At 63.5% G+C, this 13127-nt stretch carries 13 protein-coding genes; 10 read left to right on the top strand and 3 right to left on the bottom strand.

Going from position 1 to position 13127, the window contains the following annotated elements:
• Window positions 1-1346: 1346 nt before the first annotated feature.
• From KV106_RS19410 to KV106_RS19400, 3 genes are all read left to right on the top strand, one after another.
• Window positions 1347-1799: a YXWGXW repeat-containing protein gene (locus KV106_RS19410; RefSeq protein WP_261211792.1), complete on the top strand. Its 453-nt coding sequence runs from the start codon at window positions 1347-1349 to the stop codon at window positions 1797-1799.
• Window positions 1800-2145: 346 nt separating this feature from the next.
• The gene (locus KV106_RS19405) at window positions 2146-2394 is read left to right on the top strand and encodes a GlsB/YeaQ/YmgE family stress response membrane protein (protein WP_261211791.1); all 249 of its coding nucleotides are present in this window, start codon (window positions 2146-2148) and stop codon (window positions 2392-2394) included.
• A 216-nt stretch (window positions 2395-2610) separates the two neighbouring features.
• Window positions 2611-3207 (top strand): alpha/beta hydrolase, encoded by a 597-nt coding sequence (locus KV106_RS19400; RefSeq protein WP_261211790.1) that lies wholly within the window; start codon window positions 2611-2613, stop codon window positions 3205-3207.
• A 529-nt stretch (window positions 3208-3736) separates the two neighbouring features.
• Here the strand turns inward: KV106_RS19400 and KV106_RS19395 are convergent.
• Complete coding sequence (locus tag KV106_RS19395; RefSeq protein ID WP_261211789.1) at window positions 3737-4114, bottom strand: hypothetical protein; 378 nt, start codon at window positions 4112-4114, stop codon at window positions 3737-3739.
• A gap of 331 nt (window positions 4115-4445) precedes the next feature.
• Here KV106_RS19395 and KV106_RS19390 point away from each other — a divergent pair, with 331 nt between their 5' ends.
• The gene (locus tag KV106_RS19390; protein WP_261211787.1) at window positions 4446-4934 is read left to right on the top strand and encodes a hemerythrin domain-containing protein; all 489 of its coding nucleotides are present in this window, start codon (window positions 4446-4448) and stop codon (window positions 4932-4934) included.
• Between the two features lie 842 nt (window positions 4935-5776).
• Complete coding sequence (locus KV106_RS19385; RefSeq protein ID WP_261211786.1) at window positions 5777-6109, top strand: hypothetical protein; 333 nt, start codon at window positions 5777-5779, stop codon at window positions 6107-6109.
• A gap of 314 nt (window positions 6110-6423) precedes the next feature.
• Here the strand turns inward: KV106_RS19385 and KV106_RS19380 are convergent, their stop codons facing one another.
• Both KV106_RS19380 and KV106_RS19375 read right to left on the bottom strand, forming a co-directional pair.
• Window positions 6424-7332, bottom strand: coding sequence for a ParB/RepB/Spo0J family partition protein (locus KV106_RS19380; RefSeq protein ID WP_261211785.1), 909 nt, complete (start codon window positions 7330-7332; stop codon window positions 6424-6426).
• Entirely contained in the window at window positions 7329-8255 is a 927-nt protein-coding gene (locus KV106_RS19375) for a ParA family protein (protein WP_261211784.1), read from the bottom strand. Before KV106_RS19375 ends, KV106_RS19380 begins: the two co-directional genes overlap by 4 nt.
• Window positions 8256-8580: 325 nt before the next feature.
• On the opposite strand from KV106_RS19375, the gene KV106_RS19370 reads away from it, so the two are divergent.
• From KV106_RS19370 to KV106_RS19350, 5 genes are read left to right on the top strand one after another with little or no spacing between them, the layout of a single operon-like run.
• Window positions 8581-9012 (top strand): hypothetical protein, encoded by a 432-nt coding sequence (locus tag KV106_RS19370; protein ID WP_261211783.1) that lies wholly within the window; start codon window positions 8581-8583, stop codon window positions 9010-9012.
• A complete protein-coding gene (locus KV106_RS19365; RefSeq protein ID WP_261211782.1) occupies window positions 9009-9344 on the top strand; it encodes a TrbC/VirB2 family protein in 336 nt (111 codons plus the stop codon). The genes KV106_RS19370 and KV106_RS19365 overlap by 4 nt, the downstream gene beginning before the upstream one ends.
• Before the next feature lie 9 nt (window positions 9345-9353).
• A complete protein-coding gene (locus KV106_RS19360; protein WP_057590553.1) occupies window positions 9354-9743 on the top strand; it encodes a VirB3 family type IV secretion system protein in 390 nt (129 codons plus the stop codon).
• Window positions 9734-12241, top strand: coding sequence for a VirB4 family type IV secretion/conjugal transfer ATPase (locus KV106_RS19355; protein WP_261211781.1), 2508 nt, complete (start codon window positions 9734-9736; stop codon window positions 12239-12241). The genes KV106_RS19360 and KV106_RS19355 overlap by 10 nt, the downstream gene beginning before the upstream one ends.
• Window positions 12234-12968 carry a TrbJ/VirB5 family protein gene (locus tag KV106_RS19350; protein ID WP_261211780.1) on the top strand — a complete coding sequence of 245 codons (735 nt, stop codon included), beginning with the start codon at window positions 12234-12236 and terminating at the stop codon, window positions 12966-12968. Before KV106_RS19355 ends, KV106_RS19350 begins: the two co-directional genes overlap by 8 nt.
• The last annotated feature ends 159 nt before the right edge of the window (window positions 12969-13127 follow it).

The following is a 13127-nucleotide window of genomic DNA, read 5'->3' as shown; positions in this document are numbered from 1 at the left end:
GGAGGCGAGCGCTTCAGCGCCATTCAACGCGGTAAAACGGGTCAACGCTGGTGGTATGCACCTGCGCGGGCTTCTCCGCTTAGGCGCACGGCAACCACACCCGACGTTGAGCGTGAACGGAAAGTCCATTGCGGAAACAACGAGGCCTGGTCTCCCTCACGATATTCGGCGATTCCTGCTTCCCAGGTTCATCGTGGAGCACACCGCATACGGCTACTCCCCTTGCTCCGTTGACGCGGATGAACTGAGCTCGGCTCAAGACCGTTGACGCGAAGGCTGCATGCCTCCAGCAGTCGAAGGTCGGTGCTCACAATCGGCAATCGGCGTTTCGCCGAACCCATCCATGAGTGCTGCCATCCAATCATTGTGCGGACTGGCGCATCGCGACGCCATACCAGTCACGGGCCAAGTGCCGACCGAGCATCTTGGCGGCGCCGGGCATAGCAGAGCAACTGGGCCCAGGGCCGCTGCCCATCGCGAAATCTGGCAAAACAGCAACTGCACGGCCACAGGCCCCCGCCTCTGCCATGCGATCTCTCGGCAAGGGCGTGAAAGCAGCCCTCGTTCGATGTTTCGACCACCGCATGAGCACGGGTGTGAACTCGTAGCTCTAGTTAGATGCTCTTGACGTATGCGCCGACGGTCATGCTACCGATTGGCAAGACTTGAGCGATTTGGTGTGTCACGTTCACTGCTGCCACCAAGCCGAGCATCTCGCCTCTTCGTTGCCCCGGATCAAGCGATTGCCGCGAGCTTTAGAGTTCCTGCTCCTGCACGAGCCAGCACACCAGTCGCGACTCGCCAGGCGGCAGCGCCACATGTAGCCCGTCGGCGCACTGAACCTGCGCTTCGTCGCCATCAGAGAGCCCTGATGCAAGGATCCCCGGCGCCCCGCGTCCACCACCACCAGCACCGTTCGACCGCCGCAGGGAACACCAGATGACCGGACCGGTTCTGCGGCCTTTTTTGCACCGGAGTGCCTGGCGAGCTGCCCTGCTGGGCCAACATCTGTTTGACCTCCGAGAGAATGGCGAGCATGTTGCGCTCGCATGCGGCCCAACGCCTCGGGCTAGCGCCCCCAGGCCCAGTTCTTGACCACGGCTTGTGCATTCTCCTGCCCGGTACACAACGCGATTGCAGCTGACCGCTTCATCCCTTGCGGCCGCGCTATCCTGTTTCATCCACCGACCCGGGATTGGGCGAGGGCGCGAGCGCCCGCAGGTGCCCCGCGTTCTACGAGAATCAACGAACAACCTTGTCAGCTTGCACATCGCCCTGCCGCGGGGCGAAGATCGGCATGCGGCTCGCGTTGAAACGAAGCCCCACTAACAAGGAACGCTGAGCCCATGAAACTCCATCTCAATGCACTTGCCCTGGCAGGCGCCCTGTCCTTCTTCGGCATCTGCCCGCCTGCAACCGCACAGGTTGCCGTCAACATCAACGTACCCGGTCTGGTCATCATGGCGCCGCCGGCTCCGCGCTATGAAGCGCCACCTGCACCGCGAGGCGGCTTTGTCTGGGTACCGGGACGATGGGCATGGAATGGTCAAGACTACGCCTGGCGCCCAGGTCGGTGGGTGAAGGCCCGCGCAGGTTACGACTACGCGCCGGGTCGTTGGGTCGAGGATCGTGGAGGATGGCGCTGGAGCGAAGGGAACTGGCGACGGCGTGAAGGGTGGCGCGAGAGGCACGAGCACCATGAAAGACACGAGCGCCGTCGCGATCGGGACGCTCATCGCCATCATGAACACGGACCGTATCACTGCCCGCCGGGACAAGCGAAGAAGGGCCGTTGCTGAGCAGTACTTCGGGGCGTGGTGCTGACGGCATGCCCGCCGATGCCGTGTCGAGCACCACGCCGCAGCATCGGTGAACCCGAAGAGAAACGCCAACCCTTATCGGCGGCCTCAGGGCCGGCCGACGAAATGCCGGGTTGGAGATTTGACATCCGACCCGCTTCTCGGATTGCGCCTACAAGCAACACCACCGCCCAGCTTCAATGTTGGGATCATTCGCGGCGACGGCTTCCGGGCCTACGGGGTCTTGTACTCGGCTTCCTGAACATCGGCCTTGGCTATCGCAGCGACCGCTTGGGGCGCGACTGAACTGTGCGCTTGTTGTTCCTCCACAAATATCGAAGTGCTTATGTCATTCCTCTGGACCATTTTGATCGGCTTCGTCGCGGGCCTGGTTGCGCGTGCTGTCATGCCTGGGCGTCAAGCTCTTGGTTTCATCTGGACCACCGTTCTGGGCATCGTGGGCGCCCTGCTCGCGACTTATCTCGGACGCGCCCTGGGATGGTATGAAGCGGGTGCTGGAGCAGGCTTCCTGGCGTCCGTCGTCGGTGCAGTGATCGTGCTGGCCATCTACGGCGCCGTCCGCAAGCGCTCCTGAACAGGAGCGAAGAGCGCAGCAGGCGCACATGAAGGGGAGACAGGGCAGCCAGGGCAGGCCGGCTTGAAACACCAACACCCAGAGCCCTGCCTTGTCGATCGAAACTAACCATGTCGAGCCTAGCCACCCTCACGCATCGCACCATTCACGTGAACGGCATCGCCTTGCACGTGGCTCTCGCAGGCAGTGAGGATGCGCCTTTGGTCACCCTGCTGCATGGCTTTCCAGAATACTGGGGGTGCTTGGCGCAAGCAGATCGGTCCCCTGGTCGATGCAGGCTTTCGCGTCGCGATCCCTGATCAGCGCGGCTACGGAAACTCGGACAAACCCGGTTCGATCTCTGCCTACGCCCTCGACACCCTGGCCGACGACATTCGCGAGCTGGCCGAGCATCTTCGGGCGCCTCGATTCAGCCTGGTGGGCCACGATTGGGGCGGCATGGTGGCTTGGCATCTGGCCGCTCGCGACAAGACGGCCGTCGATCGTCTCGCCATCCTCAACGCGCCTCACCCGGCCAGCATGTTCTTGTACACGCTCAGCCATCCCCTTCAAATGCTGCGCAGCAGCTACATCGCATTTTTCCAAGTGCCCTTTGTGCCAGACGCTGTGCTCGCAGCACGGAACTTCGCGCTGCTGGAGAAGGCGCTGACTCGCAGTGCACGCCCCCACACCTTCAAGGATGCCGAACTGCGCGCTTATCGTGAGGCTTGGGCGCAGCCGGGAGCGGTCGCCGCGATGCTGCGGTGGTATCGCGCGCTGCCGCTCGCGCGACCACATCAAGGCTTGATCGACGCGAAGGTGCGCATCATCTGAGGTGAAGCGGATGCTGCGCTTGAACCGGGGCTTGCCGCCGCAGCTCTGCCGTTTTGCCGAGATGCGGACATTGTGCGGCTCGAGAAGGCCTCGCACTGGCTGCATCACGAAGACCCCGGACGAGTGAATGCGGCGCTCATCGAATTTCTTTCTCCGGCGAGCTGACAGCGCGCGACGCCAGCCGCCCACCAGGGGATACACGTCCTTGCCCGCTTCGGCAGCGGTGCTGTACGGCCCCACCCGTCGCCGGGGATGAAAGCCCTGCGCTCCCCCTCAGCAGATCGACCTGCTTTCCGTCTCGACGGTTACAGGAGGCCTCAAACGGCGATGCTCGATCGCCTGGCCTACGCCGCCTCCTCACGCGCTGACAGGCGCTGCCATCCATGCCTCGGGGCGCGTTCGGTTCGAACGAGTCGCTGCGGGAATCAAATTTCCTCGCCAACGGGCCGAAAGAAACTCGGACCTGTTCACCTTGAGTGCCGCAGGCAGACCCAGGCTTGCCCCCGCTACACGGTTCGCACCCCAAGCCCTAGGCAATTCCTCTTGCGGCCGAGAAAGGCAGCAGGTCGGGCGCCGCGCTACTGCAGCGTGCGGATGAAGAGTTGCTCGAGGACGGCGGCGTCGTGCGGTGCCGCGTGAAGATCCGCGGCATGCGCTGTCGCCAAAGCGGCGCCCGAGCGCCGGGATACTCAAATCGATCCAATTCCTCACGACCCTTCTGCGTCACGGTCAGCACCTGCGCTGCGAGACCTTCACCGAACGGACCGGCGAATCCGCCGGGATCGGGAAGAGCCGCGACGACAAGCCCGGCAGCCCGCAAGATGCGGAGTTGATCGAGCTCTTCGTTTCGATAGATCGGCATCGGTAGACGAGAAGTCACGATCTGTTGACGCAAGCTTGTGGTCATACAAACCTCCTCTTCGTCGACCCAAACTTCGACGGGTTCAAGTTAGCGGCAGCGGCAAAAAATTTCAAGAGCGTCTGCAATCAACCCGCTCAGCCTCATTCGCCGTTGCAGCGGTGCCCACGCACGACTGGCGCAGCGCATCTTGGCCGAACGCAAGTGCTCTCGGGATCCGATGTGCTTGTCGCACCAACGAATCGGACCTTTCTGACTGCCATAGCGTTTGGCGGGCTTTCGAGAATTCTGGCGAAGCGATGCGCCTATCGCCTACGGCCCTATCGAGACGAGGATCCGATCTTGAGCTCCCCATGACCCATATCACAGGAGCTATGCCATGACCACGAATCGTTCCCAGCCCGATGCCTGCAGCCTGCTGGACACCGACCACAAGAACGTCAAGAAGATGTTCACCGCCTACGACGAAGTCGCCAGCTCGAAGTCGGCCCGCGCAACCGCACAAAAGCGCGAGCTTGCGCAGCAGATCTGCGCAGAACTCACAGTACACACCCAGCTCGAGGAAGAAATCTTCTACCCCGCGGTGCGGGAGGCCATCAAGGAGACCGACTTGCTGGACGAGGCTGAGGTCGAACACGCGAGCGCCAAGGATCTCATCGCTCAGATCCAGGAAGCCGAGGACATCGACGAGATGTTCGATGCCAAGGTGAAGGTGCTCGGCGAGTACATCGACCACCATGTGAAGGAAGAGCGCAACGAGATGTTCCCGAAGGCCCGTGCCGCCAAGGGTCTGGACCTCGTGGCCATGCGCGAGCAGTTGATGGCGCGCAAGGAAGAATTGATGGCCGAGGTGATGGCCGGCGCATGAGCTTCGTCGCGCCCGCAAGAGCCCGCCTTTCGGCGGGCTTTCTTTTGAGCCATGCATGGGCCATCAAACATTCCAGCAAGCCTGCGGGGGCTGCGTCGCTGAGCATGTTGACGCACCGCGAGACGCACTCGCCTGAATGCGCGCCCCTCCACCGAGGCCACAAGTCGTCCAGGCGTCCAGGCGTCGAAGCATCCTCACTCGATCGCCTGAAAGCTCCCCGCAGCAGGAGCGCCGTCTCACGCAACAACGCACTCGGCGCATGCCGATACTCTACATACAAAATATAGCTGATCAGTCACAAATACGACCCTTCGCCCAAGAAATCGGCGGATGGTATGCATTTCCCCGTTCAAATGCGACAATCGATGGCTCCACCCATACCCTCGGATTGAGCATGACAGTTCTCAACAGCTGCTCCTGCAGCATCGTCCATTTGAAGAGCGTAGAGCGCCGTCCCTGGATGCGAGTGTTCCCGTGGTTAGAGGCCTACCAGTGTGGGAACTGCGCAAAGGTGCAGTTGCTCCGCAAGGATGCGGTCGACCAAGCGCTGGTCGACTATGCATCTAGGCTTCGCGTCCATCCGAGATCGCATCGACCTGCGCCGTGGTCCAAGGCAAAAGACAGCACCGCAAGCTTCAACAAGCGGCACTGATGCCCGCTGGACCGTCGGTGGCGTCCGGCCACCCGTTCCAGCAAATCGGCGTGTGCCGCCGCACGCCCCCCTGCGCCGGGCCACCCGCCGCACGACAGTGCGGACAAGCCACCGAGCCCCGCAGAAGCAAGCGTCTGCCCGTCGTCAAAATGAGCCATGCGGCTAGCGGCCGAACCGCACCGCTTGGCTCTTGAAGCCCGATGTCAGAGTCGCCAACTGCTGGCCCGCCGCGCCAAGAAGTTCCACCATCGACGTCCTTGCCGCAGGTGCAGCGGAAGCGTCCTACGGAATCGGCCTCGGCTCAAGAGAAACTTTGCGCCTTTCTCCACCTATGAGTGTGCTCAGAACCTTCATCGGAATCGCGGTGTTCCCATTTCTCGCCGTCATCGTCATGGTCATCGGCTTCGCCTGCGCCGCCGCTCATGCCATCGCCTTTCCAGCCCTGTACTGGTGGGAACGCTACAGGGAGCGAAATCCGACGCCCATCGGACGAAAGAAATCCAGGGCTGAGCCCCAAGGCTGAGCCGCCTGCACCGCCGCGTCGGCAGCTTAAAGATGGCGGGCGATAGCCGCGAAGGGCCTCCGCTCGCAAGAGAGTACGGCGGCTCGGCGCCTGCAAGTGCCGGACCATCTGATGGCAACGCGTGGATTGCCTGCGCACTCAAGCGTTTGGTGCCCCTTCGCTGAGGACGCCTCATTGCTCGTTGGGTGTCCAAGGCACGCAAACGTTCTGAGGGGGGCGCGACTGCTCGGAGATCGAGCGCTCCCGGTCCCAGGAAAATTGCTTACTTCGGCCGGCGCCGGATGGAATGCCAATCAGCCGCTGCGATGCGATCACTACTCCTGCGCGGCCCAGCACACCAAGCGCAGCTCACTCAGTGGCAGCGCCGCATGACTCCCGTCGGCAAAGCGCACCTCACCCTTGTCGGCGTCGTGGGCCTTGATGCGCAATGTCCCCCGGCGCCCGCCGTGTTCGACCACCAGCACCGTACGGCCCGCGCTGCGCGTCGCTGTCGCCCGGGCAACAGAGCGCTCGGCCTTCTCCGTCGGAGCAGGCTCTGGCGCTTCCTGCGTGGCCAGCATCGCTTCAACCTCCGCGCGGGTGGTCGGTGCGTCCCGCTCAAAGGCGGCCGCCACCGTTTCTGGCGCGCGGCGCCAGGCCGTGACAAGTCGGTAGAGGCCACGAAGGTCAAGGCCGATGCGCCCTTCGTCGATCGCTTGCCTGAGCGGCGGCGGCATATCGTTCAGCGCGGCCGCCTCCGTGACGAAAGATCGGGACTTGGCCAGCCTGCGAGCGATGTCCGCGCGCGACATTCCCTCGGCCTCGCGCAGTTGGACGAACAGCGCGAGGTCCAGTGGGGACATGTCCTCGCGATGCAGGTTCTCCACCGCCTGAGCAAACGGGTCCGCTCGATCGTCCAGAAATGCGGGCACCGTGATCAGGCCTGCCTGTCGAGCGGCACGCACGCGCCGCTCGCCGCGGTTGATCAGATAGCGTCCAGCTGCAGCCCGGTTCGCTCGCACGGACACCGGCTCGAGCACCCCGTGCACACGAATCGATTCGCTCAGCTCGACCAGAGCCTGCTCGCCGACGCGACGACGCGGCTGGTCGGGATCGGGATCGATCAACGCGAGCGCGATCTCCAGGGGCGCTTGCAGCGCACTTGCAGTGCCAGCTGAATCGAGAAGCTCGGAAGCCCGAAACTTATGGAGCCCGCTGAGGTCGAGTGGCTTGATGTCCTTCATGATGGCATGCCCGAAGATGCCACGTCTTGCGCGTCCATGCGACGCTGTAGCAGCTCGAAAACCTCCCTTACCTCCAAGCACGCGTCACGTGCTGAGCCCTTGGCCAGCGTCCAGACCGACACACCCTGCGACAACGCTTCCGGAATGGCCGAGCGCGTCGAGATGTGTGCGGGAACGATGTATTCGGCAAAGCTTTGGACGAGTTGCCGCATCGCTGCCTTTTGCCGCACGGAGTGAGGGTTGAAGCGATTGAGCACGATGCCGGCGAGGCGCAGCTGAGGGTTGTAGCGCTGACGCACACCGAAGACCGTCTTGAGCATGTCGGTCACGCCATCGATGCTGTACTCCTCCAACTCGATCGGACAGACCACATCGGTGGCGGCGATCAGTGAGGCGCTCATTCGCAAGCCGAGCGCGGGTGGCGTGTCGATGACCACCACGTCAAACAGCGAGCTCAGAGCCTCGACGTTTCGGCGAAACACCGGGATGGCAACTTCCGCCTTGGCAAGTTCGACGTCTGCAAGGTTCCTCGAGGCCGGCGCCAATGCAAGCCGGCCTTGTCCTGCGAGCTGATCCTTCACCTCGGTCCCTTGCACAAAAAGCCCGGCTGCGCCCACACCCTGGGCATATGCACGCAGCGTCTTGGAGGCGTTGCCCTGCGTGTCAAGGTCGATGAGGCACACGGATCTGTCGTGCTTCTCGCGTTGCCAGAACGCGTAAAGCACAGCGAGCGTGGTCTTCCCTACCCCGCCCTTCTGATTGCTGAAGACCACCACCTTGCCCATGCCATCCCCTTGGTCGAAGGTTTGTTCGACGCAAGCGTGCAGCCACCGCAGCGTGCGGAGCAGTTCGCCGGCCTGAAAGGACCCGTGCGTCGACGCCGGTCGACGGCGTCGAGAACGCCTGCCGGCAAAGGTGCGCATTGGAGACCAGAGGTGCCCGGCCGATGACTACCCGAACTGATAGTGGCGTGGTAGCCCTCGCGCACAGACATTGCACCCGATGCAAATCTCCACCAACTTCTCGAACCCTCCTCTTGGGGTGCAACGGCCCATCCAGCGTTGCATGCGATGCAATACGCGCGTAGCGAAGGCATCTGCGGCACCGCGCTTGACGGCATGGCCAGAAAGGCCCCAGGGAACGTGCCAAGGAACGCGCCTTCAGATGTTCCCAGGAGCGCTCCCAAAGACGCTCCTGGGAACAATCCTCGCTGCAGTGGCTTGCCTATCCGCCGGCGCCGAGCCCAGCATGCCGCCCGTCGTGCAAGCAACGCGCGACAGCGAGCGCGTCGCCATCCTCAGACAGGAGCTCCAGAACACCAAAGCGTCCATCGACGCCTTGACTCGCCGTCATGCGGCGCGTCTGAAGGCCGCAGATGCCGAAGGCGCGGCCGAAGTCGACACGGAGCGTGCACGCGCGTTCGGGGATCTGGTCGCGCTCGAGCGAGAGCTCGCAACGGCCTTACAAGAAAGCCCGTCTGCGCCGCGGCAGCGCAGCGCCGACAGACCACGGTCGACGGAAACGAAGCCCACCGCGCGCCGCTCGGATGCGGCAGCACCCGCGCGCTGGTGGGACGTGTATCAGCAACGCATCGGCAGCGCGGACCCATCGGCGCCACCGCCCGCGGGATCTCTTTCCCCTGTTCCGACCAGCGTGAGAAACAAAGAAAGTGGCACATGAACTTCAACACTCGTGATATCCACCGTCCGGCGATGCGCCATTCAAGAGCGCCAACGCTTGCCCTGCGCGTCCTGCTCGCCGCCGCTCTGTGTGTGCTGTGGCCCCTCATGGCGCATGCGGGCAGCCCGTTTGCAACCGGCGCCAACGCCGCGCAGCAGCAACTCGTTGCGATCCTGACACCCATCGCGGCCGTCGCGGTGATGGTCTCGGGTGCGATGGCCTGGTTCGGGCGGCTGAGCTGGTGGTGGCTGGTGGCGGTGGTGATCGGCACGGTGCTGGTGTTCGGCGGCCCGCAGATCGTCTCGTGGATCCGTGGCCTCTTCGGTGTCTGAGGGGCGGCCATGCACCGCAACCACGGCATCACGGCGGACCCTCTTTTTGTCGGCATGACCCGGCCCTCCATGGTCTGGGGCGTGACGTACTCCGCCATGATGTTCAACATCGTCGTGACCATCGAATCCTTCATCGTCACGAAGAACCTCGCCTGGCTGCTCGCCTTCGTCCCGATCCATGGCGTGCTCTACCTCGTATGCCTCTACGAGCCACGTTTCTTCGACCTGCTGCAGTTGTGGGGCCGCACGCGCTTGCCAGCGGCGCTCAACGGAAACCTGCGCTTCTGGCGCGCCAACTCCTACAGCCCGCTCGCTCTGACCCTGCCTGGTGCCCGCGGCCGCCGCCGGGACCGACACGTGCAGGTGCTGATCGCCGTGGAGGGTGCGCTGTGCGATTGACCACCCGCTCTGAATCGACATTGCGCCGCGAAGCGAGCGCGGCCTCGATGATCCCCTTCTCCTCGCACGTCGATGCCCATGTGGTTCGCCTGCGCTCAGGAGACTATGTCCAGACCCTGCGCCTGGGGGGCGCAAGCTTCGAGAGCGCTGACGACGAGGACCTCAACAACTGGCATGAACGCCTGAACGTGCTGCTGCGCAACATCGCATCACCACATCTGGCGCTGTGGACCCACGTCGTACGCAGGCGAGAGACAGGCTACCCCGCCGGGCGCACCGTCCCCGGCTTTGCCGATGAGCTCGAGCAGCGCTACCGCCGCAAGATGGCCGAGGAGCGGCTCATGGTCAACGAGCTCTATCTGTCCGTCGTCTACCGTCCACAGTCCACCCGTGTCGGCAACGCGGCGCTGGCCTTTCTCAAGCGAACCGACGCACAGGGCGCCCTGGCAGAGCTCAAGGACTCCCTGGACACATGCACCAAGCTTCGCCAGGAATTACTGGCCTCACTGGAGCGCTACGACCCCGAGCCACTGGGCATCTACCGACCGATGGGCGCACAAAAACCGTTCTCCTCGCTGCTCGAGTTTTTCGCACTGCTGATCAATGGGGAGTGGCAGCGCATGCCGCTGCCACGATCGCCGCTCAACGAGGTACTGGCCACATCCCGCCCCTTCTTCGGCAACGAAGCCATGGAGTACCGCTCGGGGACGCAAAGTCGCATCGGTGCCTTCCTCGGCATCAAGGAGTACCCGACGCCCACGGCGCCCGGCATGTTCAGCGGCCTTCTCACGGCCGACTTTCCGTTCATCCTCGCGCAGAGCTTCACGTTCCTGGCCAAAGGCACCGCGGTGGACATGATGCGTCGGCAGCACAACCGCATGGCGGCCGCAGGCGATCTGGCTGTCTCGCAGGCCGACGAACTCGCAGACGCGCTGGATGACCTGGTCAGCAACCGTTTCGTCATCGGCGATCATCACTTCAGCCTGCATGTGCTCGCCGATGCCGAGGAAGGCGCAGGCGCTGTCGAGGGCGTGCCGCGGCTCAAGCAACTCAACGACCACATTGCGCGGGCCCGCTACCTGCTCGGCGACACCGGGATGGTTGTCGCACGCGAGGATCTGGCACTCGAGGCGGCGTTCTGGGCGCAGTTGCCGGGTAACTTCGGCTACCGCACGCGCAAGGCGCCGATCACGAGCCGCAACTTCGCGGCCATGTCGCCTTTTCACAACTTCCCGACGGGTCGCGCGCGCGGCAACTTTTGGGGCGATGCGCTCGCGATGCTCACGACACGCGCAGGCTCGCCCTACTACTTCTCATTGCATGCGAGCGACCCGCGCAGCCCCGATGGTGGCAGCCGTCGCGATGTGGGCCATGTCACGGGCGTCGGGCCCGTTGGTACGGGCAAGACGACCTTCCTCGGGTTTTGCATCGTCGCAATCTGCAACCGTCTGAATGCCACCCAGATCATCTTCGACAAGGACGAGGGCCTCCATATCCTCGTGCGGGCATTGGGAGGCCAGTACCTTCCGTTGAAGAACGGAAGTCCCACCGGCTGCAATCCGCTGCAGCTCGACGCTGGGGTACCCACAAACCTCGAGTTCCTGCGGCAATGGCTGCGCCGCCTCGTGATGCGCTCGCCTCACGAGCTCCTGAGCGTGCGACAGGAAGACGACCTGGATCAGGCCCTGCACGGGACCCTCGCACTCGGTCCACCCTACAGGCGCTTGTCGCGTCTGCTGGCTTTCCTGGACGTCACCGACCCAGAGGGAGTGCACGCGCGGCTGCGCAAGTGGTGTGCGTCGGAGCGCGGCGACTACGCGTGGGTGTTCGACAACGACCACGACGTTGTCGCGCCACTGCTCGAGGCCCATGCGTTGGTCGGTTTCGACGTCACCGACTTCCTCGACAACGACGTGGTGCGCGCCCCGTTGACCATGTACCTCTTCCATCTCGTCAACTGCATGGTCGATGGCCGGCCGATGGTGTGCTGGATGGACGAGTTCGCCAAGCTGCTGGACGACCCCGCATTCGCGAGCTTCGCGAAGAACGGCCTGGAGACGTGGCGCAAGAAGAACGCGAACATCGTGACCTTCACGCAAAGCACGCACCATGTTCTGGGCTCGAGCATCGCGCGAGCCATCGTGGAGCAGACGCCCACCAAGATCCTTTTTCCCAACCCCGAGGCCAGCCACACGGATTGCACCGAGGGTTTCAACCTCACCGAGCGTGAGTTCGCGCTGGTCAAGCAGGAACTCGTTCCCGGATCGCGTCAGTTCCTCATCAAGCAAAACCGTGACAGCGTCGTGGCCCAGTTGGACCTCAGGCATCTGGACGATGTGCTGGACGTCATCTCGGGCCGCACCAGCAATGTCCGGCTCATGCAGGGGCTGATGAAGCGCCATGGCAGCGCGCCCAGCCAATGGCTCGCCCCTTTTCGCGAGGCGCTGCTACAGCACAGCTCGCAACGACCTTCACCCCAGGAGTTTCCACATGCCTAGAAAGCTGCTTCTCTCGCTTGTCACCTGCGCTGCGCTGCTCGCTCCACTGCATGCGCGTGCGGGAATTCCGGTCATCGATTTCGCGGCCATCGCCAACCTGATCCAGCAGATCATGTACTGGCAACAGCAGATCTCCGCCATGCAAAAGCAGTTCGACGAGCTCAAGGCCTCCAAGGAGCAACTCAAGCAAACCTACCAGTCGATGAGCGGCTCGCGCGGCATGGAGCAGCTTCTTGCGACTTCCGACGCAGCACGCAACTACTTGCCGAGCGACTACGCCGATCTGAGGAGGTCGCTCGACACGCCCGTGCCAGGCTATGCAGGCCTGTCGGAACAGGTGCGATCGATCGTGAGCGCCAACAGCGTGCTGTCGACGACGCAGATGGACGCGCTGAGCCCTGAGCTCAGGCAACTCGTCGAACAAGGCCGTCAATCTGCCGCCTTGCTGGATGGCATGACCCAGACGGCTTTTCAGAACACCAGCCAGAGGTTCTCTGCACTGCAGACGCTGATCACCGCCATCGCGCGTGCCCGAGACCCCAAGGCCATTCAGGAGCTGCAAGCGCGAATCCAGGGGGAGCAGAACATGCTGACGAACGAGCAGACCAAGCTCCAGGCGCTCTACCAGTTGTCGCAGGCCGACGAGGCGAGGCTTCGCCAGCGAACCCGAGAGCGGGTGGTGTCCGGCCACGGTGACTTCTCCAGGCGATTCACACCGACACCCTAGCCGCCCCTGCCCCCTCAACACATCGCTTTGGCGCGCCACCGTCGTGGTCATCGCCATGGCGGCTTCGAGAAAGCCACTGGCTTCTCAAACGGCGAGCGGGCTGCCAATCACCCGCTGCGCTTGCGGCATGCGCACCAACCACAAGCCATGCGACCCCAC

The sequence above is a fragment of the Variovorax endophyticus genome, assembly GCF_025376855.1.
Lineage (GTDB): Bacteria > Pseudomonadota > Gammaproteobacteria > Burkholderiales > Burkholderiaceae_C > Variovorax.
This window is presented reverse-complemented; position numbering and strand designations above follow the sequence as displayed.